This window comes from Kribbella sp. NBC_01505 (assembly GCF_045040285.1).
Lineage (GTDB): Bacteria > Actinomycetota > Actinomycetes > Propionibacteriales > Kribbellaceae > Kribbella.
In genome coordinates this window covers 9,106,583-9,131,313 of sequence record NZ_CP109425.1, presented here as the reverse complement: position 1 = coordinate 9,131,313, position 24,731 = coordinate 9,106,583, and the positions used below count along the sequence as shown (strand labels likewise).

13 protein-coding genes are annotated in these 24,731 nt (G+C 67.9%); 3 read left to right on the top strand and 10 right to left on the bottom strand.

Annotated elements, in window-relative coordinates; translation table 11 throughout:
• Positions 1-11: 11 nt before the first annotated feature.
• Positions 12-2,234, bottom strand: coding sequence for an ATP-binding protein (locus OG474_RS42585; RefSeq protein WP_405059370.1), 2,223 nt, complete (start codon positions 2,232-2,234; stop codon positions 12-14).
• A gap of 123 nt (positions 2,235-2,357) precedes the next feature.
• Between OG474_RS42585 and OG474_RS42580 the strand changes: the two genes are divergently transcribed.
• Entirely contained in the window at positions 2,358-3,509 is a 1,152-nt protein-coding gene (locus OG474_RS42580) for a peptidoglycan DD-metalloendopeptidase family protein (protein ID WP_405059369.1), read from the top strand.
• A gap of 36 nt (positions 3,510-3,545) precedes the next feature.
• Here the strand turns inward: OG474_RS42580 and OG474_RS42575 are convergent, their stop codons facing one another.
• Positions 3,546-4,721 (bottom strand): acyltransferase family protein, encoded by a 1,176-nt coding sequence (locus OG474_RS42575; protein WP_405059368.1) that lies wholly within the window; start codon positions 4,719-4,721, stop codon positions 3,546-3,548.
• Positions 4,722-5,169: 448 nt separating this feature from the next.
• Between OG474_RS42575 and OG474_RS42570 the strand changes: the two genes are divergently transcribed.
• Positions 5,170-6,276, top strand: a complete 1,107-nt coding sequence (locus OG474_RS42570) for an acyltransferase family protein (protein WP_405059367.1) — start codon at positions 5,170-5,172, stop codon at positions 6,274-6,276.
• A 10-nt stretch (positions 6,277-6,286) separates the two neighbouring features.
• Here the strand turns inward: OG474_RS42570 and bla are convergent, their stop codons facing one another.
• The 8 genes from bla to OG474_RS42530 all read right to left on the bottom strand — a co-directional run bounded on the left by bla (position 6,287) and on the right by OG474_RS42530 (position 18,197).
• Positions 6,287-7,174, bottom strand: a complete 888-nt coding sequence (gene bla / locus OG474_RS42565; RefSeq protein WP_405059366.1) for a class A beta-lactamase — start codon at positions 7,172-7,174, stop codon at positions 6,287-6,289.
• A gap of 77 nt (positions 7,175-7,251) precedes the next feature.
• Positions 7,252-7,389: a hypothetical protein gene (locus OG474_RS42560; RefSeq protein ID WP_405059365.1), complete on the bottom strand. Its 138-nt coding sequence runs from the start codon at positions 7,387-7,389 to the stop codon at positions 7,252-7,254.
• 1,400 nt (positions 7,390-8,789) lie between these two features.
• Positions 8,790-10,076, bottom strand: coding sequence for an epoxide hydrolase family protein (locus OG474_RS42555; protein WP_405059364.1), 1,287 nt, complete (start codon positions 10,074-10,076; stop codon positions 8,790-8,792).
• 181 nt (positions 10,077-10,257) lie between these two features.
• Positions 10,258-11,034, bottom strand: coding sequence for a hypothetical protein (locus OG474_RS42550; RefSeq protein ID WP_405059363.1), 777 nt, complete (start codon positions 11,032-11,034; stop codon positions 10,258-10,260).
• 70 nt (positions 11,035-11,104) lie between these two features.
• A complete protein-coding gene (locus OG474_RS42545) occupies positions 11,105-11,881 on the bottom strand; it encodes a hypothetical protein (RefSeq protein ID WP_405059362.1) in 777 nt (258 codons plus the stop codon).
• A gap of 2 nt (positions 11,882-11,883) precedes the next feature.
• Complete coding sequence (locus OG474_RS42540) at positions 11,884-13,659, bottom strand: serine/threonine-protein kinase (RefSeq protein ID WP_405059361.1); 1,776 nt, start codon at positions 13,657-13,659, stop codon at positions 11,884-11,886.
• A 142-nt stretch (positions 13,660-13,801) separates the two neighbouring features.
• Positions 13,802-14,791, bottom strand: a complete 990-nt coding sequence (locus OG474_RS42535) for a MarR family transcriptional regulator (protein ID WP_405059360.1) — start codon at positions 14,789-14,791, stop codon at positions 13,802-13,804.
• 85 nt (positions 14,792-14,876) lie between these two features.
• The gene (locus OG474_RS42530) at positions 14,877-18,197 is read right to left on the bottom strand and encodes an RICIN domain-containing protein (protein WP_405059359.1); all 3,321 of its coding nucleotides are present in this window, start codon (positions 18,195-18,197) and stop codon (positions 14,877-14,879) included.
• A gap of 191 nt (positions 18,198-18,388) precedes the next feature.
• On the opposite strand from OG474_RS42530, the gene OG474_RS42525 reads away from it, so the two are divergent.
• Positions 18,389-24,643, top strand: coding sequence for an RHS repeat domain-containing protein (locus OG474_RS42525; protein WP_405059358.1), 6,255 nt, complete (start codon positions 18,389-18,391; stop codon positions 24,641-24,643).
• Positions 24,644-24,731 lie beyond the last annotated feature (88 nt).

Sequence of the window (24,731 nt, the reverse complement as noted above, 5' to 3'; positions counted from 1 at the left end):
GGCAGCTGACCTCAGGCTCTTCGGGAGCGCGCGTCGGCGAGAGCAGCGGTGGCTTCGGCCAGCCGCTGCCATTCGCCGACTTGTTCCAGGCCACGGATCGCCGTCCGGTACGCCGTTGCCGCCTCGCGAAGGCGGCCGAGTCCGGCGAGGGCGCGACCCAGTTCGTAGTGAGTGACCGCCGTACCCCACTGGTCGTCGTGGGCCTCGAACACCGCGAGGGCCCGGCCGCCTCGCCGGAGTGCCTCCTCGTGATTGCCCTGGTCGTTACGCAGAGCCATAAAGCGATACTCCGCCATCGCAGCACCCCGGTCGTCGCCGATCTCGGTGCGCATCTTCAGAGCGAGCTTGAGGCAGGCCGCAGCCTCGGTATGGCGGCCGAGCATCTGCAGTGTGTGTGATCTGCGGCCGGTGGCAGCGGCCTCGCCGAGCTTGTCGCCGAGCGCCCGACACTGGTCCGCATGATCCGCGTGCCGAGTCTCAGCCTCGGCGTACTGGCCGAGTCCTTCGTAGGCGAGACCAATACGGCCCGAGAGCTCGGCCACCTCCGCTGTGAGCCCAGCGGCCCGAGCGTCGACCAGTCCGAGCTCGCAGGACGCCAGACCGGCGCGGTAGCGATGCTGACCGAGTTGGCCGAGCCCGAGCATGCTGTAGGCGAAGGCGCGGGCCGCCACATCGCCTGACCGGTCCGCGACGATCCGGGCGTGGTCGGCGACCTCGATCATGTCGGACCACCGGCAGCGCAGGTCGTAGTACCAGGGGATGAGCTGGGTGAGCTCGCCCAGCAGAGCGTCGTGTTCGCGGTCCGTGCGCGCACTGATCCGCCGTACGGCGCCAAGCAGCGTCCCGGCCTCGGCGTCGAGCCACGCCACGGCGGCAGCGCGGCCGCCCGGGTACTCCCCAGGCTCCGGCGACACCGCTACGGCCGCACGTTGCGCCTGCTCGAAAAGCCAGCAAAACAAGGCGCTCTCGGCCTTGTCGCGTTCCGAATCCTCCTGCAGGAGCTCGCAGGCGTAGAGCCGCAGCAGGTCATGCAGGCGGTAGCGGCCAGGCGTTGCAGCCAGACCGATCAGACTCGCTCCGGCCAAGACCTCGAGCGCGGACTCAGCCGGCTCACCCAGCAGCGCACCGGCAGCCTGTACGTCGAAGTCCGCGCCCGGCGTGAGCGCCAGCCGCCGGAACAGCCGGCCGGCGATCGGCGACAGCTCGCGGTACGACAACGCGAAGGCGCTCCGCATCGCCAGGTCGCCCGCGGTCAACCGACCCAGCCGGTTCTGCTCGTCGCGCAGCAGCTCGGCGAGATGCGCGATCGTCCAGTCGGGCCAGGACGCGAGCCGGTTCCCGGCGATCCGCACGGCCAGCGGGAGCCGTCCACAAGCGGCCACCACCTCCGCCACCGACTCGGGCTCAGCCTGCGCGCGCCCGGCTCCGACGATCTCGGTGAGCAGCGCCTGCGCGTCATCCACCGTCAACTCGGCCAAGCCGACGCGCCTCGCCCCGGCCAACCCCGTCAGCCGCTGCCGACTGGTGATCACCACCAGCACCGGCCCCGGACCAGGCAGCAACCCACGCACCTGTGCCTCGTCCCGCGCGTTGTCCAGCACCAGCACACACCGCCGCCCAGCCATCCGGGACCGGAACATCGCCGCAACCTCATCGACCTCGGTCGGCAACTGCGCATCCGGTACGCCGAGCGCCCGGAGCAACCGGCGCAGTACCGCCTCAGGCTCGGCGGCACCGAGCTCGACGAAGAACTGGGCATCCTGCAGCCCGAGCCGGAACGCCTGCTGGGCTGCATGCACCGCCAACGTCGTCTTCCCGGCGCCAGGCTGTCCGGTCACCACCACTGTCACCGGCCCTTGACCAGCCAGACAGTCAGCGGCCGCAGCCAGCACAGTCGCAAGCTCCGTACGGCGTCCCTGGAAGTCAGCCGGGACAGCGGGCAGCTCGGCGATGGTGACGGCGGGCTGCTGCTCGACAGGATCGATCTTGCTGGTCGCGCGTTCGGCGAGCGCTGCAGTCCGGAGCGCGCGGAGCTCCCCGTCGGTGATCCGGAGCTGATCCTCGTACCGCTCGATCAGGTCCGCCGGTGCGAGCCGTCGACCCTTCTCATAGTCGGACAGGCCACCGTGGCCCTGCATGCCAAGGCGTGCGGCGAGCTGTCGCAGGGACAGCCCACGGGCCATGCGATAGCGCAGCATCGCAGCACCGAGCGCTGCCAGGGCGGAGCTGTCCATAGCCTCACCTCACCCCAGTGGACAGTCTCTGGACGGCAATCAAGCCACAAGATAACCGACGCTCCGTAGTCGGCGGATAGCTTTTCGCCACCGATCCTGTTCCGTCCCATCAGGAGGACCGTTATGACGTTCAACTCGCAGTTGCGCTGGGGTGCAGCGCTCTGTTTCGCCACCGCGCTGGCAGTGCCCGCCACCGCCGCACAGGCGGCACCGCAACCAGATCTGCAGCAGGCCGTGACGGCCAAGGTCGGCCTGGCGAAGGCAAGCAAAGCCAGTTCTGACGTCCAGGTGAACGTGACCCGCGGCGCTGGGACCGGCACCGTGTTCGGTACGACGGTCGCGCTGGTTCCGCAGGGTCAGGACACTCACCCGGAGGGGTGGTTGTTCGCCGCTCGCCTCGTCGACGGGAAGTGGCAGGTCGGCCTCGAGGGCGAGCGAGCCTTCAGCGATCTGGCTGCTGCCTCGCCGGTGGTCTCGACGAAGGAGAAGCAGCTGTTCGCCCCGCAGGCCGCCGGTGGCGACTTCCGCACCGGTATGCGGCTGCCGTTCGCGGTCGGTGCCTCCTGGAGCATGCCGGGCGGCGCACACGGTTGGGCGGGCACAGACACGCCGTACAGCTCGGTGGACCTGTCCGGCGGCAACGGTCAGGTACTCGCGGCCCGCGGCGGGACGGCGTACACGATGTGTGGCAATGGCAAGGGGTGGATCCGCGTGATCCACGACCGTGGTTACGCCACCGACTACTACCACCTGTCCGGGAACATCGCGGCCAACGGGCTGGGTGTCAGTGAGGGCACGTTCCTCGGCAACATCGGCACCGACGTCTCCTGCGGCGGCTCGGCCAGCGGGCCGCACGTCCACTTCGCGCTCCGGCAGAACAGCGCGTACGTCGGCATCGCGAACCACAACGTCGGCGGCTGGGTCTTCCAGAACGCCGCCTCCGCGTACAACGGCACTGCCCTGCACGGAAGCACGGTCCGTAGCCCCGGCCAGCAGCTCTACAACTACGGAGCGCTCGGCTTCACCCAGGGGATCATCGACTCGAACGGCGGTACGACGGTCAACAAGCGCACCGGACCGGGGACCGGCTACGCACTCGCGGGAAGTGTCGCCGACGGTACGACGGTGAACATCTCCTGCTCCAAGAACGGCACCTCGCACAGCGGGCGCTGGGGGACCACCAGCCTCTGGAACCGGTTGAGCGATGGCACCTGGGTCACCGACGCGTACATGTGGACCGGGCTGGCTACGCCGGTCAACGGCACCTGTCCCTGACCTGAGGTGGCCGGGGTGCCCCCAGCGCCCCGGCTGTCAGGCCAGCTTGCTGCTGATGAATCGTTTGCCGACGTTGATCATCGGCTTCTCCACCCAGAGGAAGCACAGGTGCGCCATCAGGATCGACATCAGCGACACGGCGACGAACGGCACCGGCGTCTTGCCGAGGCTCGCGCCGAACAGCAGGTAGATCCCGGCCACGGCCTCATGCGCGATCAGCTGCACCAGATAGATCGAGTACGAACGTTCACCCAGGAAGACGAACGGTCGCATCGACAGCAGTCGCTGCGGGAACGCGTTCGCCAGCAGAGCGGGAAGTAGCAGGAAACCGACCAGCAGCACGTACGGCGGGGGGACCGCGATGAAGCCGGGGACATTGCCGGCGAGGTGGTGCTTCTCGATGAACGCGCCCCACAGGTGCACGCTCCCGTGGATCGCCACGAACGCGGCAGCCGCCGTACAGGCGACCCACGGCCGGGTCAGCGGCTGGAACAGCTTGTAGGTCCTCGGGTTGTGCATCAGGATCGCGACCAGGCAGCCGACCAGGATCGAGAAGTAGTGCGCCGTCCAGCCTCGCGGGTCGCCGCCCATCGAAAGCGGCACCATGACGACCATGATCGCCATCAGCACCAGGCTCAGGCCGACCCGGCTGCCGAACTTCGCCTTGCGCTGCACGATGATCGCCGAGAAGGCCAGCAGCGGCCAGAACAGGTAGAACTTCTGCTCGATCCCCAGTGACCAGGACTGCCCGTACGACCCGCCGTGGCCGAACTCGTTGAAGAAGGTCAGGTACAGCGGCAGCTCGGAGCCGGGCGGGCTCTTGGTCAGGTTGCTGTGGAACAGCTGCAGGACCAGCGTGACGCCGAGCAGGACGAAGTAGACCGGCAGGATCCGGAAGATCCGCCGGGCGTAGAACTTCTTGAACGAGATCCGCCCGGAGCGGTCCTCCTCGCGCAGCATCAGCGTGGTGATCAGGTAGCCCGAGATCACGAAGAAGATCTGGACCCCGATCCAGCCCTGCACCCAGTCCGGCCCCTGGTTGTGGAAGACCACGACCATCAGCGCGGCGATCGCGCGCAGTCCGTCGAGGGCGGGGAAGCGCTTCAGCGCCAGATACTCGCCGTGGGTCATCGGCTGCCGCTTGGTGCCGGCGCCCTGCCCGGCTCCGGCGAGCCCGCCTGACGCCACGTCGGTGGTCGGCGATGAAGTCATCCTTGTCAGGCTCCTCTGCGTCGCCCGCGATCTCGGGCAGGGGGTCGAGCAAGTGAACAGTGGGACGCCGGCGCCGAGAGAAAAGTTCAGTCCGTTACACCCAGATACCGTCCGTCACTATATCCGCCACCTTGGGTCAGTGCCCAAACGTGCAGATAGCCATGCCTGGCAGGCCCGCCGGACGGGTGATCGGCCGGTGCTGAGGCGGCGGTGAAATGGCCGTGAAACGGCCGGCCCGGACGCTGAGCGAGGAACTGGTGGCTGGGGCGTGTGACTCATGCCACGCCACTCAACCTCTGGTCCTTCCCAAGTGGTCTAACTCGTCGTCGCGCCGCGTGAGGTCGCGCTTTCGGCGTACGACGACGGGTCCGTGTCAGACCACGGGATGACGTCTGCTGCCAACTGGGGGCTGATGGCAAATGGATCCGATTTCCCTAGTTTTTAAGACATGTTGACGGCGGATGCGACCGCGGAAGGAAACGAAATGCCGGAGCGGAGCCGCGTCGCCTGGGCGGATGTTGCCAAGGGCGTCTGTATTTTGCTGGTCGTGCTGTGGCACGTCCTGATGAAGCACTACCTGCAGATCGACTGGCACATCGGCGGCCATGTGAAGGGCGCCTGGGGGACCTTCGGGGAGCAGCTGCTACCGCTGCGGATGCCGTTGTTCTTCGCCGTCTCCGGGTTCTTCGCGGTGCGTGCGGTGCAGCGGACCTGGCCGGAGGTGCTGCGCACCAAGGTGGCGAAGTTCTACTACCTCTACGTGCTCTGGCTGATCATCCACACCGCGATCCTGGCCTTCGTGCCGGACTTCGGCACCGAGAGTGCGGACGGGCCGCTCAAGTTCGTCGCCCAGTTGTTCATCACACCGTCGAACCTCTGGTACCTCTACGCACTCGCGCTGTACTTCATCGTCGCCAAGGCGGCCCGCCGGCTGCCGGTCTGGCTGGTCCTCGGAGCGGCCTTCGTGCTGTCGGCGATCGCATCGGCCGGGCTCGTCCCGGTCCCGGGTGACCGGGCCGGCGTCTACCAGAACCTGATCTTCTTCCTGGCCGGTATCTACGGCAAGACCGTGATCGAGAAGCTGGCCGCCCAGGCGAGCTGGCTGCGACTGGCCGTGATCGCCGTCCCGTACGCCGTACTGCTCGGTGTCGTGCAGGTGCTCCACGCGAAGACGTGGTTCGGGCTGTGGCCGATCGTGAGCGGGGTGGCGATCGTCCTCGGCGTCACGGCCGCGGGGCTGGTGACGCGCTCGGAGCGCCTGACCAACGGTCTCGCGAGCGTCGGCCGGCGGACGCTGCCGATCTACGTGATGCACATGCCGCTGCTGGCGCTGGTGCACGAAGCGCTGCTCAAGCCGCTGTCGTCCGCGAGCCCGACGATCCAGCTGGTCACCCAGATCGTCGAGCCCGTCGTCCTGACCGCCTTCCTGGCCTGGCTGTGCCTGGTCCTCTACAAGTACTTGCCCAAGGCCCTCTTCGAGCTGCCGTTCGGGCTCGGGCTCAGCCGCAGTGCTGCGCCCGCTCATCGGCGGACATCGCCGCTGCCTTCGCGGTAACCGTGCGGTATTAGCCCAGCGCCTGGATCGCCGCCGTGGCCGCGGCGGCGATCAGCGCATCGTCGGTCGGGGCGTCCTTGACGCCCTTCGTGGACATGATCGCGAGCATGATCGGCGCGCGGTTCGGCGGCCAGATCACGGCGACGTCGTTGCGGCCGCCGTAGTTCGCCGTACCGGTCTTGTCGCCGACCTTCCAGTCCTTCGGCACGCCCGCGCGGATCGTCTTGTCGCCGGTGGTGTTGGTGAGCAGCCAGCCGTTCAGGATCGCCTGCTTGGCCCGCGGCAACGCGTGGCCGAGGGTGAACTTCTGCAGGCTCGTCGCGAGCTGCCGCGGGGTGGTGGTGTCGCGCTTGTCGCCGGGGGTCGCTTCGTTGAGCGTGGGCTCGTTGCGGTTGACGTTGGAGATTCCGTCCCCGAGCTTGCGCAGCGCTGTCTGGAGGGCGGCCGGTCCGCCGAGCTCGGCCAGGATGAGGTTCGCGGCGGTGTTGTCGCTGTAGCGCATCGCGGCGTCGCACAGCTCGCGCAGCGTCATACCGGTGTCGACGTGCTTCTCGGTGACCGGCGAGTACGAAACGAGATCGGCCGCCGTGTAGCGGATCAGCTTGTCGAGGTCCTTGGTCTGACGCAGCAGTACGCCGCACGCCAGCGACTTGAACGTCGAAGCAAACGCGAACCGCTCGTCGGCCCGGTAGCTGACCGTACGGCGGCTGCCGGTGTCGAGCGCGAACACCCCGAGCCGCGCCGAGTACTGCTTCTCCAAAGCGCGGAACGCACCCGCCTGGGTCACCGACGCGGTGGTTGCCGTCGGCATCGATGCCGGTGCGGCCACCGCCCCCGACGAGCAAGCGGAACTGATCAGCAGGACAGCGGACACACCAGCCAACAGAAGTCGTCGCATGCCCCCAACATAATCAATCGTTGGAAAGACGCCGCGCCGGACCCCGGAGTACCGGCTCCGCCTCCCGGTCGCGCCGGTCAGTCGAAGTCGAAGATCGAGTTCCGGTCGTAGAAGTGCAGCACGTACCGGCAGTTGTCGCAGATGAGCAACGTCATCCGGTGCGACGTGAACCCCCAGCGTGAATCCTGGCGGGACTCCTCCTGCGAGAAGCTCACACCGTTACAGAGGGGACAGGCAAGCGAAGGCTGATCAGTCATGCCCCCTAAGACGCACCAACCCCCGTCCCGGTGCCCGCCATCACGTCTTTGTGGAGTCCTGCTGCCGCTGGAGCCTGTTGCGATTTGGCGGCTGCTGCTCCCCAAACTGGTTTGGGGAGCGAGATCGCGGCAGGTGATCGGCCGCGAGGGTTGGGGTCTTTGTCTGGACAGGAACCCCGCCTTCCCGGATGTGCTCGTCCGATCCCGCCGCTCGGATTCGGCCGGTGAGGTAGGCGGTGGCTGGTCGTCGCTGCGGCCGGATTTACTGAGACGGGTGGCTGGGCTGGTCTTCGGCTGGGCCGGATGGCGAGGTCGGTGACCGCGGTTGCGGTTGCTTGAGCTTCCGGGCTGTGGTTGCTCCCGACGATCAGGAGGCCTGCTAGCTGGCCCGTCGCGGTGGTTGCTCCCGACGACAAGGAGGCCTGTCAGGTGACTCGCCGCCGTGGTTGACCACTGGGGTTCGGGTCGCCTGCCTCGCCTGCGGAAATTTGGTGGGATATCCGTTCAAGTTGACCCTTCTCTGCTCAAAATATGAGGGGAGAACCAGCAACTTGCGGGGAGATCCCCTCGTTTTCCGGGACCGCAACCCAAGCCCGGAAGCTCAAACGACCGGGTACGCGGTCACCGGCCTCGCCATCCCCCTCAACCACAGACCACGCCCACCTAGCACTTCAGCAAATCGGCCGCCGCGGCGACCAGCCACCGGCTACGTGTCCGGCCTGTCCGGTGCGGCGCGAATCGGGGCCACACCAACACCCCGCGAACACGCACAAACCGCGACCAACCGCCTCGTTACATCTTTGTGGAGTCCTACTGCCACTGAGTGGCAGTAGCACTCCACAAAGGCGAGCTTCCGCCCGGTTCGGACGCGGCCAGCGAGTTGAGGTCGTCTGCAAGGTGCCGGTTGCGAGATTCACGGATGCCTACTGCCGCTCCCTGACAGTACAACTCCGTGAACCGACAGACACGCCCGCACATCGCGCCTCTGCGGGGACCTACTGCCGCTCAGAGACAGTAGATCCCCGCAAACCGCCAAAACCACCGCAAACGGGCCACCCAACAGGCCTCCTCACCGCCGGCCGCAACCGAAGCCCAGAAGCTCAAGCAACCGGCACCGCGATCACCGGCCGCACCATCCCGCCCAGCCACAGACCACCCCAGCCACACCGCTTCAGTAAAACCGGCCGCAGCGGCGACCAGCCACCGTGTACAAGATCGGCCGAATCCTAGCGGACGGATGGGACGAGCACCTTCGGGGAGGAGGGGTTCCTGCGTCCGACGGTGGATCACTCACCGCAGACCTCATCGGCCGCAGCGGTCGACCCACGCCAGGGGAGATCCCCGCCGAGCACTTCGAGTTAGCGGTAGCCGCGAAAGGCGGCTCGGACCTCGTTGGTGAACAATGCCGGTTCTTCCCAGGCGGCGAAGTGGCCGCCTCGGGTGGGTTTGTTGTAGTAGTTGAGGGTGGGGTAGTTCTTCTCGACCCAGCTGCGCGGGGCCTGCATGATCTCGCCGGGGAAGGCGCTGAAGCCGACCGGTACGCCGACTGGGGGTGGGACCGGGCCGATGGCGCGGGCGCGGGCGCTTTCCCAGTAGACGCGGGCGGCAGATGCGCCGGTGCCGGTGAGCCAGTAGAGGCTGATGTTGTCCAGGACGTGGTCGCGGGTGAGGTTTCCGGCGGGCATGCCGTTCACGAACGCCTTGGAGATCTTGTAGTAGCTGTCGGTGTCGTGGTCGAGCATCCAGGCGGCCAGGGCGACCGGGGAGTCGAGCAAGGCATAGCCGACGGTCTGCGGGCGGGTGGTCTGCTCGATCCGGTAGCCATTGCCGGTGGCATTGAATTCGGCGACCGCGGCAGCCGCGGCGCGCTCCTCGTCGGTGGTGGTTGGCCAGCCGACTCCGTTGAGGGCTGCGCCGAGCAGGTTGACGTGGATGCCGAGCAGGCCGGTCGGCGCCTGGCGACCCAGGTTGTCGGTCACGGCGGAGCCGACGTCACCACCCTGAGCGACGTACTCGCTGTAGCCGAGTCGCTGCATGAGTACGTGCCACGCCTTCGCGGTATGCCCCGGGTCCCAGCCGACCTCGGTCGGCTGGCTGGAGAATCCGTACCCCGGGATCGACGGCAGCACCAGGTGGAACGCGTCGGACGCCTTGCCGCCGTGCGCGGTGGGGTTCGTCAGCGGGCCGACGGTCTCGAGCAGTTCGACGAAGGAGCCCGGCCAGCCGTGCGTCATGATCAGCGGCAGCGCGTCCTCGTGCGGCGACCGGACGTGGACGAAGTGGATGTCCACACCGTCGATCTCGGTCATGAACTGCGGCAGCTTGTTGACCTTCGCCTCGAACCGGCGCCAGTCGTACCTGCTCAGCCAGTACTTCGCCAGCGCCTGCGTAGTCGCCAGCTGCACACCCTGAGAGCGGTCACCGACCAGTTCTGCCGTCGGCCAGGTCACCGCACCGACCCGACGCCGCAGATCCGTCAGCTTCGCCTTCGGGATCGACACCCGAAACGGACGGATCCCAGCACCGGTCACCGGCGCGGCTTCTGCGACGGCCGCGTTGCCCAGGGCCGCCAGACCGACTCCGGCCACCAGTCCACCCTGCAGCACCGCCCGCCGTGAAGGCTCGATCGCATTCCCGAAGCGCATTCGTCTCTCCATTCAACAAAACCCGTGCTGTCACCACCCACCCTGGTCCGACGACCCGCCCGTCGCACCCGTGAAACCCCCTGGTCTCACTGGCACGCCGGTCAGGTGCGGAAGGTGACCAAGGCAAACTGCGCGGCGAGACGAACCAGGCCACCGGCAAGATCGTCCTTCGCGTTCGAGACTAAGGAGCGCAGGTCGGCTTCGGGCCCTGGTAGCCCGGCTTGGAGGACTTGTCGATGCCGACGTAGCACTCGATGTCTTCGCTGACCGTGTTCTCGCCGATTGTGGCGTCGGTGGACTTGATGGCCAGGCCGATCGCCTTGTCCGGGCCGGCGGCGAAGGTGTTGCCCTCGACTACGAGATGCTGGATGTCCTCGATCATCAGCGCCTGGGATGCCTTCAGGGTCTCGCAGTAGTTGTTGCGGAGGGTGAAGTAGTTGCTGTGTCCCTTGCCGTCGCCTTCGCCGTCGTTCGGGCCTTCGGCCATCAGGCACATGTTGTCGATCTTCTCGCAGCGGTTGCCCTCGATCAGCACCCGCTGGCTCGGCGGGGAGTCGTCGGCGTAGGTCTGCATGCAGTCGGCGTGCCGGCCGCCGGTGTTGCGGGTACCGCTGATGGTGTTGTTGAGGATCTTCAGGTCGTTGCCGAAGAACCGGAGCCCGTCGCCGTCACCGCCCTGCGGGTCGGTGACGGTGTTGTTCTGGAGGGTGATGTTGTTGCCCTCCAGCCGGATGCCGGGCGCGCTCGGCCGGTTGATCTTGTAGTTCTGTACGACGACGTAGTCGGCCTCGATGGTGATTCCGGCCACCGACTGCCCGTTGCCGTCGTACACCTTGGGGTTGTCCGCGGTGCCACCTTGCGTGATCGTGAGCCGGCTCGTCTGCGGGGCTGCCGCTGCTACGTGGACAGTTCCGGCGGCAAGTACAGCGGCCAGAGCAATGATTGGGGCGGTCCTCATGAGGTACTCCTGCTCGAACGGGGCTGGTTCCCCGCGAAGCTAAACCCGAAGCCCCGGGAGCAGTCCCGAACTACTCGTTGAGCACACCCAGATCGGCCGAGGTCAGCGTCGTCGACAGCATCAGCGCGGTGAAGAGGTTGTCGTTCAGCGTGTTACCGACCGGCTCGCCGATCTCTTCCCGAGTCAGCCCGGACACGCCATCCCGAGACAGCCTGGTGCGGACGCCGGAGACGAGGTGCTCAACCCGCTTCGGACTCCAGCCGGCATCGGGAACGATCTCCGCGAGCTCGTCGGCCGCCTGCCGCCAGGACAGGGGGAGCGGATGCAGGTCGTGGAGCAGATAGCGCTGGCCGACCACAGTCAGGACGAGCCGCTCGTCAGCTGAAAGCTTCCATGACCGTGGCGGCTGAGTCGGATCCTGCGGCCGTACGACGGGCTTCACCCCGCTGTCACCCGCGACGAATATCTCGAGCAGATGCTCACGGCCCTGCGATCCCTGCACGAACAGCGGCGTGTACCCGGCTGTCAGTGGGATCGCCGTCTCCCCAGGCAGCAACCATTGGGATCGGGGGAACCGGATCGGCAACCGTCCGATCGCCGTCACCCACCACTGGCCCTGGGTGAAATCCAACCGGCCATGCCGTCGGCTGACCCGCTGGTCGTCCTCGCCGACACAGACATGGACGTCCGGCTTGTTCCGGCCGAAGTAGATCGTGTGCCCTTCGCCAGGAGCGACCGACAGACCACCCGCCACGCTGAGCACATAGATGGTCTTCGGCGCAGCCGCCGGAGCGAAGTTCGCCAGGCTGGTCCGCTCGTCCGGCAGGATCTGACCGAGTGGTTCCATCCTCACGCCCTCGGGAGCTTGGTCGCCGCGGCTTGACCGAGCTGCGTGGCCAAGCGGCACAGCTCAGTACTCGAAGAGTTGCCTCGGACAACAAGCTTGATCAGCTCGACCGCCTCCTTGCCATGCGGGTCCGCGTAGGAGCGGTGCACGATCCGCGCGACACAGGTATCCGGGCCGTCGTCCTCCGCCGCCACGAACGCCTTCCGGTCACCGAACCGCGCCGGTACGCCGTCGGCCGCGGTCAGCGGCTGATCCCGATCGAACACCAGATCCACGCCGAGCTGATTGGTCGTGCTCTCCCACTCGCAGCTCCAGTTGCCGAACCCGCGGTCAGGATGGTTGCCGTCGACACCAGGTATCCGGGCGAGCGCCGGCGCGTCGAGCAGCGAACACGCGTCGGCCTGGATCAGCGACTCGGACTGCAGCTGCCCTGCCCGGCGGGCGATCGGCCCGGCATCCAGAACTGTCACCGCATGGGCGGTCGCGGCGTCGGCCACCTTGCAGAGATCGGGTCCGACGTCGCCCAGCCGCCGTACCGAGACGTAGACCCGGTGCCGATCGGAGAGCAGCAGCATCCGCTCGCAGTTGTCGTCCTCTGCCTTCGGGCGCAGGATGCCCGTGATGTTGCCGGTGTGGGCCTCGAGACCGGCGGGCGTCAGATCGGCGCCGAGCGGAGTCTCCAGCTCGACCTTGACGTCGAGCTCCTGCTCGTCGGCGACGGTGACGATCACATCGCAGCGGTTGAAGTTGCCGTAGTCGGTCTCCAGATCCGTGCTGCCGAACTGGATCAGCGTGCTCGGCTCAACCAGGGAACAAGGATCCGCGGTCATCAGCTCACCAACAGGTCCCGCGGCCGGCGCAGCCTGCGGTGTGTTCTTGTCCAGCAGCGGACGCACCACAAACACACCAGCCAGTACGACGACCAGCCCGGCCGCCGCGGCCACCACGGGCCACCGGCGTCTCCGGGCCGGTGGTGCCAGTTGCACCGAGCCTCCGAGCTCGGCGACGAGTTGTGCCGCAGTCGGTCGCACGGCGGGATCGACTGCGAGGGCACGGGCAAGCACCGAGGTGAGCTCGCCGGCACGACGACTGGGCTGGATCTCGCCCTGCGCGGATTTGCGCAGCAGGGCCAGCGGATTCGACTCGGTACCGAACGGTGAATGACCTTCGACCGCGGTGTAGATGATCGCGCCGAGCGAGAAGATGTCGGACGCCATGGTCGGCTCGGCGCCGTTGGCCACCTCGGGAGCCAGATGCGCCGGCGTACCCATCGTCGAGCTGTCCGTCAACGTGGCATCGGCCCAGATGCGCTGCGCGATACCGAAGTCGGTGAGCTTGGCGGTGCCGTCCTCGGTCACCAGGACGTTGGCGGGTTTGAGGTCGCGATGGATCACGCCGGTGGCATGGACGGCCTGCACAGCTTGAGCAATCTGCAGACCAATGGCCGCCGCCTCGTGCGGCGGCAGCGGTCCCCGCCGCTCGACAATCTCCGCGAGGGTTGGGGCCGGCACGTACTCGAGCACCAGCCAGTAGTCGAGGCCGTCCTCGATCACGTCGAAGGTCGTCACCACATGGGGGTGGTGCAGACCGGCACTCAGCTTCGCCTCGCGCCGCAATCGCCGGCCGTCCGGATCGTCGGCGCCCGGGTGCGCCCGCTTCAGGGCCACCACCCGGCCGAGCTCGAGATCCAGCGCCCGCCAGACCGAGCCCATCCCGCCGGTACCGAGCGGTTCCTGCAGCAAGTACCGGCCTGCGATGGGCTGATCGCGCTCGCTCATCACGCTCCTCACTCGCGGACGGTCACACCTGGCAACCGTCGTTGAGCAAACAGTAGCGTCCTGAGGCAGGCAGCAGCTCACCGCCCGAAGACAACCTCCCGTCCCTGCGCCGACTGGGTGAGTAGGTGTCCGCGAGCGCGAATCATTGAACTGTCCCGTCGCCGGCGAGCAGGCGGAGGCCTAGTGGAGTTGCGAGGTGCAGGACCGAGCCGCCGACTCGGCGCCGGGTGATCAGGCCCGCCTCGCGGAGGGCCGCGGCCTGCTGGCTGGCCGAGGCAGGGGAGACCCCGCAGCGCCGGGCCAGCTCGGTCGTCGTACAGGCCGTGACGGCGGCGGCCAGTGCGGCGGCGCGGGTCGCGCCGAGGACTGCGGGCAGCCGGTTGCCGTCCGTGGCCGGGCCTTCTTCCGCATGCCGCAGCAGACCGGGCTGGTGCTGGATCGGGTAGACCAGCACCGGTCTGAGCTCAGGGTCGAACAGCTTGGTCGGCACCCGCCAGCAGAACGCGGACGCCTGGAGGTGCAGTCCGCGACCGCCGAGGTGGTAGTCGCTGTCCTTCAGCCCGACGATGTGCAGCACTGGCGCTTCCCAGTGCATCTGCGTGTTCAGTGAGCTGAGCAGGCCTTCGAGTCCTTGGCGCGCGAGCTTGTCCGTCTGCCGGCCGCTGTCGGCCGCGACGTGGGTCCGAAGTGACTGCCAGTACGGCGCGATCGCCGTGTCGTGGTAGACCCGCAGCGCCCGTCCAAGCCGGCGGTGTGCGTCCTGCCGTCCGGTCGCGACTGCCCGTCGCCACGTGGTGCCCGGCGATCCCTTGCGCAGCAGCTCGAGCTGCCGGTCGATGTCTCGCCAGGGCGTGGCGAGGACCTGGCCGAGCCCGGTGGCGAAATCGACCGCGGTGTCGGACGGGGTCAGGAAGTCGGGTGAATAGCCGCGCGATGGGGCCAGGTCGAGCAGGAGCCGGGTGTGCTCGGGCGGTACGTCGGCCAGCACCCGGCGCCGCCAGTCCGTGAAGTACGGGCGGCCGTCCTGGTGCTGGAGGATGTGCAGGCTGAGCAACAGCTCCCACATCGGCGTGGGCTCGGTCGCGATGGTGGTGCGGGCCAGGTCCTGTGGAGTGAAGTGGATGCGAAGCATGGGGCGGCTCCAGAGCGTGCTGATCACTGCATCGGTGCTGCTTCGGCACGATGCTAGTGATGCTGCTCGGGAGGGGTCCCGGCCGTCAACCGTCGTACTTGTCGAGTTTCCAGCGCTGACACGGGCCGTTCCAGTACGGCCAGATGATCAGGTCGGCCCCGGCGTCCTCGCGGCAGCCGCCGACGTCCATGGATTTCCCGGTGGTCGTCTGCCGGATCGACCAGCTGCCGCCGTTCGCGGGCTCGATCCGCCAGCGCTGGCAGGCGGAGTCGTCGGCGGTCCACAGGTGGACGATGGCGACGTTCTCCTCGGAACAGCCCAGCACGTCGGCCGCCTTGCCCGAACTCGGGTCGATCAGCTGGTAGACATCGTCGCCGACGGGTTTGAGCCGCCAGCGCTGGCAGGGGCTGCCCGAGTTCCACGTCCAGGTCCGCATGTCGGCGCCGTCGGCGTTCACACAGTTGGTGACATCCACAACCTTCCCGCCGCGGACCGAGCTGATCCGGTAGCGCGCGTCCAGCTGCTTGCCGGCCGCGGCCGGCCGCAGGATCCACTGCTGGCTCGCGGCGGCGCTACAGGTCTGCTGCGCGATCACGGCACCGTCGGTCGTGGCGGCACCCCGGACTCCGACACACTTGCCGCTGTGCCCCATCCGCAAGCGCACCAGGGTGTCTCCGGTTACTCCGTCGACGGGCTCGATACCGAACTGCTGATAGGCATTGCCGAAGCAGGCCCACTGCACGATCGGCGCGTCGTCGGCCAGGCTCTCGTCGTTGACGTCGAGACACCTGCTCCGGCCGTCGATCCCGGCACCGTCGATGTGGTTGGGGTGCAGCATGAACTGATCGGTGCCTGCGACCTGCTCGACCCGGAACCGCTGTTGCAATGCGCCCGCACACGCCGCCTGCTCGAACGGCGTCTCGTTGTCCTGACCCGCTCCCTTGACCTGCAGGCAACGCCGGCTGTGCCGGGCGACCAGTTCGTACGCGCGGTTCTCCAGCTCGAACTTCGGTCCGGTGACCGCGCCGACCGTCGTTCCCTGCCAGGCGAGTCGCCGCGGGCCGAACGCCGTACCGGATGAGTTCAGCAGGTAGGCCGCGCGGCCGCCGTTGGCCGTGCTCGCCAGGATCGCGAGATCGTCCTTGCCGTCGCCGGTGAAGTCACCGGCGCTGAGGGCAACTTTGGCCGGGTCGAATTCGCCGGGTGTCCGCCACCAGACGCTGGATGTCAGCGTGGGTTGGCTCGGGGTGCCGGTCGATCGGAAGACGACGACGCCGAGGTCGGTGTCGCTGTAGTCGTAGGCGGCGATCAGGTCGTCGCGGCCGTCCCCGTCCACGTCGCCGACCGTGGTCCGGCTTCGGTCCAGGCAGTAGGCACCCGCGCCGCTGTCGTGCAGGACGACGGGCGTCGCGGCAAACGCCGTACCGGTCGAGCGGTAGAGCTCGCTGACTGTCCGGCAGTTCGCGGTCGTCTTCTGGGTGACCAGATCGTCGGAGCCGTCGCCGTTGAGGTCTGCCAGCTGCAGACTGCTCAGCGCCCAATCGCCAGTCGCCCGCAACCACTCGGTCGGCGCACCGAGCGCGCCACCGCGGAAGACCAGTACCTTCCAGGTGCCGTCGCCGTTGTTGACCTGGACTGCGAGATCGCTCCGATGGTCGCCGTCGACATCGCCGGACGCGATCCGGGCCATGCTGTGCGTCCAGCTGTCCGGGCCGCTGACCCAACTGGGCGAGGCGGCCGCGACATACCCGTTGCCGTCGGACTCCAGCAACCGCAGCGACATCCGCCGCCCGGCCTCCTCCCGGAACAGCGCGACATCGGAGCGCCCGTCGCCGTCGAAGTCGCCGGGCACCGATCGGGTCCGGTCGAGCGGATACCCGCCGCTGTCGCCGGAGTCCCACCCGATCTGACCACCGAGCAGACCGTTGCCGCCGGCCACCAGATTCCAGACCGAGGTCCGGCCGTTGCCGTGATCGAGCACAGCCTGTACGTCGGCGCGGCCGTCGCCGTTGACGTCGCCCCGAACCTGGGGTGGCGGGGAAGGGTTGGGTTTCGCGCGCAGACTCCACCCCGGCGTAACCGCACTGAGCTGGCCGGCCCGGTCGGCCGATCGGACGAAGAGTCGCGCGTCGCCCGCGCCGTTCGGAGGGTTCGGCGTGATCGTGACCGGCAACTTCGCCGTACCGTCCGGGCCGACCGGGATCCGTTGGGTGACTCGGTCCTGCTGGAAGCCGTAGTAGAACTCGGTGGTGTCGGTATCCCCGGCCGCTGGTCGCAGGGTGACCACGCCGGCCGTCCGGGCCGGGATGACCGCGACACTCTCCGGGTAGTCGGTGGACTCGATCGTCGGCGGCGGCGGCGGCGTCTGATCGACGGTGAAGTAGCAGGCCGGGCTGGTGGGACCGAAGGGGATCCCGTCATCGGCGACCGCGTCGTCGCTGCGAGCCTGGTAGGAGTAGATGACGCCCTCGGTCAGCTTGTCCGCCGGGATCTGCGGCCAGGCGAAGGCCGCGCCCGAGGTGGTCAGCGCCGAGTCGACCTCATGGACGACGGCGTTGGTGTCGGTCCGGCGAATCGTCAGCCGGGTGGTGACGTTGTCGTTGTCGAGATCGCTCGCCACCGCGCCGAGCGTCGGCTGGGTGGTGTTGATCGCCGCCGGGGCGGTGGCCGTGCCACAGGGCTGCGGACGGTTGAAGTTCACCTTGATCGGCACCCGCGGCGGGTTGTTGTAGCTGACCACGATCTTGGCCGTGTCCCAGTAGAAGACCTTCCACTGGTCGCCCTCGTCCTCGTCCGGCGCGCGCAGACCGACGGTCACGAAGGACTTCCGGCCGGCCGCGGCCGTGCGGACGAGGTCGAGGATCGACTGTGCGTTGAACTCCATCGCCATGTCCGGCTGGCTGGCCGGATCCGCGCTGCCCTTGGCGGACGCGAGCTTCTTGATCCACTTGTTCTTGGAGTTGTTCCAGGTCAGCGACTTGCTCGGGTCGATCGACTCGGTCTGCCACAGGTCGACCGGCTCCTTCTCCTTGACGCCGGTCTCGTCCAGCACGATCTGGAACTTCGCGCTGCTGATCGTGCTGCCGATCAGCGGCCCGGTGTCCAGCTGGAAGAACGAGCGGAACATCGCCCCCTTGTCCTCCCCGAACTCGGCGTACCCGACGAAGGCACGGCCGCGCAGGGTGTTCCAGTACGACTTGTCCTCCTCGTCGCGGTTCACCTGAGTCCAGCGGTACGGCATCGCGGCGTACGACTTCGCCGGGACCTCGAGCGTGTGCATGGGTTGCGACCGCGCCTTCGGCTGGTCCGCCTGAGCGGGCAGCGGGGCGGGAGCCAGGGGAGTGAGGCACAACGAGAGCACGGCCAGCAGACCGATGAGCGCGCGCTGCCTGCGGCGACGTGCCATGACGAACCTCCCCCGTAACCCTGAGTGCCGACATCGTGCCAGGGCGCGCCGACAGTTCGGAAGCCCCGCCGGCGAACTGGGTTTTGGCCCCATCCGAATCCGTTGCGCACGCAGAGTCGCCGAACCGATACTGACGCCGAGTTGCTCCCCGACCACTCTGGGTCGATCTGTCCCGCCCCCTGGAGGAATCCATGTCCGCTGTTGCTGAGGTCCGGTCCGGCCGGGCGCGAAGGTGGCGCCGGCAGGCGTCGGTCCCGGTCGCGATCGTGACCGCGCTGGCCCTGATCGTCACGCTGGACGGTGGCGCGACCGCGGAGGCGGCGCGGATGGCGCCGAAGGACAAGATCTTCAAGCCCCGCACGGAAGAATCGGTCGGCGGCGTCGACGCGAAGGCGACTCCGCGGCGGACCGATCCGGCCGAGACCAAGGCGCTGACGGCCACACCAGCCGTGATCTGGCCGAAGGCGGGTAGTGCGGAGGTCGCCGTACCGCGTCCGGCCGCGCCCGGTGTGGCGTGGGACGGCGTACTGAGTGGTTCGGCCAAGGTTCGGCCGGGGCCGGCAACTCGCGCCGGCGGGCTGCCGATCTGGGTCGGGCCGACGATGGCTGCGAACCGTTCGGAGGCCGTCGCCCCCGCGCCCGCGCGGCTGAAGGTCGATCTGCTCGGCAGAGACGGCGACCGGCTGCTGATGCGACTGGCCGGCGCTGACGGCGCGAAGGCGGCGGGCCAGGTCGAGCTGCGAGTGGACTATTCGGCGTTCGCGCAGGCGTACGGCGCCGACTGGAACAGCCGGCTCCGGCTCGTCCAGCTCCCGGGGTGCGCGCTGAAGACGCCGGATGCTGCCACGTGCGCCGGTACGCCGATCGCCACTCGCAACGACGGCTCCGGCGTACTGGCTGCCGACGTACCCGCTGCCGGCCTGTACGCGATGGAGGCGGCCGCGGCCGGTGGCGCCGGTGACTTCGGCGCGAGCTCATTGTCTCCGGCAACGAACTGGCAGGTCGGCGGATCCTCGGGCGACTTCAGCTGGCGCTATCCGATGGAGACCCCGCCCGGCCTCGGCGGTCCCGCGTCGGGCCTGTCGCTGGAGTACTCGTCCGGCGGTGTGGACGGCCGGACCTCGGCCACGAACAACCAGCCGTCCTGGGCCGGTGAAGGGTTCGAACTCGAGCCAGGTGGTTCGATCGAACGCCGGTACGCCGCCTGTTCGTCGAAGACCGAGAAGTCGGGCAACAACGGCAGCAAGAAGATCGGCGACCTGTGCTGGGCGACGGACAACGCGTACTTCTCGCTCAACGGCAAGGGCGGTGAGCTGGTCCGCGACGACGCCACCGGCGCCTGGCGACCGCGCGCCGACGACGGATCCAAGATCGAGCGGCTGACCGGTGCGCCGAACGGCGACAACAACGGCGAGTACTGGCTGCTGACCACCGAGGACGGCACGAAGTACTACTTCGGCATGAACCGGCTGACCGGCTGGACGTCGGGCAAGCCGGAGACGAAGTCGACGTGGACGGTGCCGGTCTTCGGCAACCACAGCGGTGAGCCCTGCCACGACGACGACTTCTCGGACTCGTACTGTCAGCAGGCCTACCGCTGGAACCTCGACTACGTGGTCGACCGCCATGGCAACACCATGAGCCTGTTCTACGACACCGAGACCAACAACTACGGCCGCAACGCCAGCGCGAGCTCGGTCAGCAGCTACGTCCGGGCCGGCACCATCAACCGGATCGAGTACGGCCAGCGGGACGGCTCGGTCTACACCACCCCCGCGGTCGCCCGGGTGCAGTTCACCACCGGAGAGCGGTGCATCGGCGCCTGTACGTCGTCTCAGCCCGCCACCTACCCGGATACCCCGTGGGACCAGTCCTGTACGTCGTCGAGCAGCTGCAAGAACAAGCTCACTCCGACGTTCTGGACCCAGAAGCGACTCGCGAAGGTGACGACCGAGGTGTGGCGCGGTACGGCGTTCGCCCCGGTCAACTCGTGGACGTTCCGGCACTCGTTCCCCGCACCCGGTGACGGCACCCGCGCCGGACTGTGGCTGGAGGCCATCAGCAACGCCGGTCACGTCGGCGGCCAGGCCGAGACCCCCGAGGTGAGCTTCGACGGCGTCCAGCTACCCAACCGGGTCGTCGGAACCGAGGGCATTCCGGCGATGAACTGGTGGCGCATCGGCGCCGTACACACCGGAACCGGTGGCGAGCTCGCGGTCCGCTACTCGGCGCAGGACTGCAGTCTGCCGGGCAACGTGCCGGCTCCGGACACCAACGGCAAGCGGTGTCATCCGGCCAAGTGGACGCCGGACGGGCAGAAGGAGCGGCAGGACTGGTTCAACAAGTTCGTCGTGACCGACGTGACCGAGTCCGACCGGGTCAGTGGGCTCGAGCCGGTGGTGACGAAGGTCGAGTACCTGTCGCCGCCGGCCTGGCGTCATGACGAGGAGGACGGCCTGGTCGACATCGACCGCAAGACCTGGTCGCAGTGGCGCGGCTACGAGCGGGTCCGGGTCACCAAGGGCCACCCGTCCGGGGTGCAGTCGGTGACCGAGAACCGGTTCTTCCGCGGGATGGACGGTGACAAGCTCGCCAACGGCGGCGTCAAGGACGTGCAGGTGACCGACTCCACCGGCGCGAAGGTCGAGGACGTGAACCCGCTGGCCGGACAGTCGCGGGAGGAGATCAAGTACAACGGCACCGCGATCGAGGAACGCTCGATCACCGACCAGTTCATCTCGGCGCCGACCGCGACGCGGGTGCGGTCCTGGGGCAGGACCCAGGCCTTCCAGGTCGAGGAAGGAGCGGTCCGGCAGTACGAGGCGGTCGACGGTAGCTGGCGGCAGTCGTCGTCGAAGAACACCTACAACGCGACCGGTGCGCTGACCCAGCAGGACGACTTCAACAACCTCGCCGATCCCGCCGACGACACCTGCACGCGCTACAGCTACACCGAGAACTCCGCGGCCGGACTGCGTGAACTGCCAGTACGACGGCAGACCGTCTCGAAGGCGTGCGACCAGCCGTGGGCGAACACCGACGTGATCGCGGACCAGCGGCTGTACTACGACGGCGCGACGACACCCGGTGCCGTACCGACCAGGGGCGACGTGACCCGGAGCGAGCGGCTGAGCGGGTTCGCGGCCGACGGCACACCGACGTACAAGACGCAGTTCACGAACGCGTACGACGCGATCGGCCGCTCGGTCGAGTCCACGGACGCGTTGAACCGGACCAGCAAGCTGAGCTACACGCCTGCCGGCGCCGGTCCGTTGACCCAGGTGGTCGAGACCGCACCGAACGGCCACACGACCACGACCGTGCTCGAACCGGCCTGGGGTGAGGAGCTGACGGTCACCGATCCCGACGGCCGCCGGACCGAGCTCGCCTACGACCCGCTGGGACGCACCTCGAAGGTGTGGACGGCGGGCAGACCGCGCAGCGAGGCACCGAACTATGCCTACAGCTACACACTGCGCGGCGACGGTCCTGGTGTGGTCAGTACGACGACTCTGCAGGCAGACAACAGCTTCGAGACCACACTGGAGCTGACCGACGGACTGCTACGGCCGCGCCAGACGCAGGAGCCCGCGCCTGGTGGTGGGCGGGTGATCACCGACTACGTGTACGACTCACGCGGTCTGCAGGTGAAGGAGAACGGGCCGTACTACAACTCGGCACCGCCGACCGACCAGGTGCTGCTCCCGAACGAGGCGCAGGTGCCGACGCAGCAGCTCACCACCTACGACCAGGCGGATCGTCCACTGACCCAGGTGCTGAAGTCGCGGAACACCGAGAAGTGGCGGACGACGTACACGCAGACGGCGGGTCGGTACACGACCGTGCCCCCGGCTGGTGAGCACCCGGTCACCCGGATCACTGATGTGGAAGGGCGCCTCACCGAGCTGCGGACGTACGCCGGCGACGACGCCAGCGGTAGCTATGACTCCACGCTGTACACGTATCACTCGGCCGGACAGCTCGCGACGGTCAAGGACCCGGTCGGCAACCTGTGGAAGTTCGACTACGACGTCCGTGGTCGGCAGATCAGTTCGGTGGACCCGGACAAGGGCACCACGCGCTTCACCTACGACGACGAGGACAGGCTGCTGACGTCGACCGATGCGCGCGGCGCGACCGTCGCCTTCGCGTACGACGAGCTGGACCGGCCGACCGCCGTACATGACGGGTCTTTGGCCGGACCGAAACGGGCGGAGTGGACGTACGACACGCTCGCCAAGGGATCACCGACCTCGGCCACGCGCTACGTGAACGGGCAGGCGTACACCGTCCGGGTCACCGGCTACAACGATGCCGGCAAGCCACTCGGCGCCGAGGTGACGCTGCCGGCCGCGGAAGGGCAGCTCGCGGGCACCTACCAGGTGAAGAGCACCTACAACGCCGACGGTGAGATCGCCAGCACCGAGCTGCCCGGTATCGGCGGTCTGCCCGCGGAGACGCTGCGCTACGGCTACAACGCACAGGACATGCCCACGACGCTGACCGGTGCCAGCTCTTACGTCACCGGGACGACCTACACGCCGTACGGCGAGACCGAGAGCCTCACGCTCGCCCAGAGCGCCAATGGGCCGACGGTGAAGCGGAAGTACGAGTACGAGGAAGGCACTCGGCGGCTCGCTCGGCTGGTGACGGAACGGGACGTCCAGCCCGAGCTGATCTCCGACACCACCTATGGCTACGACCCGGCCGGCAACGTCAAACGGATCTCCGACAAGACGTCGGCAAGCAGTGGTGAAGCAGCCGACACCCAGTGCTTCGACTACGACCACCTCCGCCGCTTGACGGCTGCGTGGACTCCGGCGAACAGCGACTGCGCAGCCGCACCGACTGCTGCCGCGCTCGGCGGACCAGCGCCGTACTGGCAGTCGTGGACGTTCGACAAGGTCGGTAACCGGAAGACCGAGACCCGGCATGCGTCGGGTGGCGACACCACCTCCACCTACCGCTACCCGGACGCCGGTCAGGCGCGGCCGCACGCCGTACAGGACATCACTACGACGACACCGGCCGGCACGGCGACCAAGAACTATGGGTACGACGCCACCGGCAACCTGACGGACCGGACTGTCGCCGGAGTGGGGGAGACCTTCGTCTGGGACGCGGAAGGCCAACTGGAGAAGGTCACCAAGAACGGGAAGACGACCTCGTTCGTGTACGACGCGGATGGCGGTCGGCTGCTGCGTCGCGACAGCTCGGGGACCACCTTCTACCTCGGTGAGACCGAGTTGCTGCTCGAACCCGATGGCAAGGTCACGGGCGCCCGGTACTACCAGCACGGCGACCAGACCGTCGCCGTCCGGACCGCTGGCAAGCTGCACTGGCTCGGTACCGATCACCACGGCACACCGAACCTGGCCATCGACGCCGACAACCAGTCCTTCGAACGCCGCCGGACCACCCCGTACGGCGAGGCGCGCGGAACCGCCCCGGCCAGCTGGCCCGGGCAGAAGGGATTCGTCGGCGGGAAGGACGATCCGAGCACCGGGCTGGTGCACCTGGAGGCACGCGAGTACGACCCGGCGACCGGACGGTTCATCTCGGTCGATCCGGTCGCGGACTACCAGGATGCCCAGCAACTCAACGGGTATGCGTACGCCAACAACAATCCCGTCACCTACCTCGACCCGGACGGGCGGCTGTTCTGGATCCCGATCATCATTCTCGCGATCCGGTTGATCCCGGTGGCGATCCGCGTCGTCCAGGCCATCTCCACGGCGGTGCGCGTGGTCACGCCGGTTGTTCAGAACATCACTACCGCGGTGCAGGTCGCCGGGAAGATCATCCAGGTGGTCCGGCAGGTGACCAGGATGGTCACCAAGATCAAGACGGTCGTGAAGAAGGTGGCGCGCACCATCCAGTCGATCAAGCGGATCACGACCAGGACGGTGAAACGGGGGCCGGCGCCGAAGAGTGCGGCGCCCCGCAACGTGGCCAAGAAACCCGCGTCGGCCGCCAAACCGCAGGCCAGGAGTGCACCGCGCAACACCCCGAACGCCCGGGAGAAGGCGCCTCCGGCCGCCGCGAAGAAGCCGGTGCCGCGGAAGGTCCAGCGGGAGCTGGACCGGTGGAAGAAGGAGGCCGCGGCGAAGAAGAAGGCGAAGGACGCGGAGAACCGGCACAACGGCTATCGGCCGAAGTCTCCCGGGCTGGAGCCGGGCGGCGGCAGCAAGCCGCCGCCTCCGCCCCGCGACTTCGGGCGGACCTGGCGGATGGACGAGCCCCCGGAGGATCCCTGGTCGCTGAACGCCCAACCGGGCGATCCGCTCGAGGAGCCGACGAAGTTCAAGAACCCGCTCAGCGACGAAGGCACTCCGACCACCCGTGGCGGCAAGGCCGCCTACGGTGCGCACCAAGGGCTCAAGTTCGGGAAGAACATCCGGAAGATGTTCGACGGCGTCGACGACTTCTTCGACTTCTTCAGCTGACGGTTGGGAACGACCACAGAGTTTCTGTAGAGAATTTGCGGCATGGCGTCGAACTATTGCGTTGACTTGCCTCCTTCCTTAAGGTGTG

What these genes read in the sequence shown, in the direction of transcription:
- OG474_RS42550 (WP_405059363.1), bottom strand. Translation starts at nt 11,034, where the DNA reads ATGAGGACCGCCCCAATCATTGCTCTGGCCGCTGTACTTGCCGCCGGA.
- OG474_RS42575 (WP_405059368.1), bottom strand. Translation starts at nt 4,721, where the DNA reads ATGACTTCATCGCCGACCACCGACGTGGCGTCAGGCGGGCTCGCCGGA.
- OG474_RS42545 (WP_405059362.1), bottom strand. Translation starts at nt 11,881, where the DNA reads ATGGAACCACTCGGTCAGATCCTGCCGGACGAGCGGACCAGCCTGGCG.
- bla (WP_405059366.1), bottom strand. Translation starts at nt 7,174, where the DNA reads ATGCGACGACTTCTGTTGGCTGGTGTGTCCGCTGTCCTGCTGATCAGT.
- OG474_RS42580 (WP_405059369.1), top strand. Translation starts at nt 2,358, where the DNA reads ATGACGTTCAACTCGCAGTTGCGCTGGGGTGCAGCGCTCTGTTTCGCC.
- OG474_RS42530 (WP_405059359.1), bottom strand. Translation starts at nt 18,197, where the DNA reads ATGGCACGTCGCCGCAGGCAGCGCGCGCTCATCGGTCTGCTGGCCGTG.
- OG474_RS42540 (WP_405059361.1), bottom strand. Translation starts at nt 13,659, where the DNA reads ATGAGCGAGCGCGATCAGCCCATCGCAGGCCGGTACTTGCTGCAGGAA.
- OG474_RS42570 (WP_405059367.1), top strand. Translation starts at nt 5,170, where the DNA reads ATGTTGACGGCGGATGCGACCGCGGAAGGAAACGAAATGCCGGAGCGG.
- OG474_RS42525 (WP_405059358.1), top strand. Translation starts at nt 18,389, where the DNA reads ATGTCCGCTGTTGCTGAGGTCCGGTCCGGCCGGGCGCGAAGGTGGCGC.
- OG474_RS42555 (WP_405059364.1), bottom strand. Translation starts at nt 10,076, where the DNA reads ATGCGCTTCGGGAATGCGATCGAGCCTTCACGGCGGGCGGTGCTGCAG.
- OG474_RS42535 (WP_405059360.1), bottom strand. Translation starts at nt 14,791, where the DNA reads ATGCTTCGCATCCACTTCACTCCACAGGACCTGGCCCGCACCACCATC.
- OG474_RS42585 (WP_405059370.1), bottom strand. Translation starts at nt 2,234, where the DNA reads ATGGACAGCTCCGCCCTGGCAGCGCTCGGTGCTGCGATGCTGCGCTAT.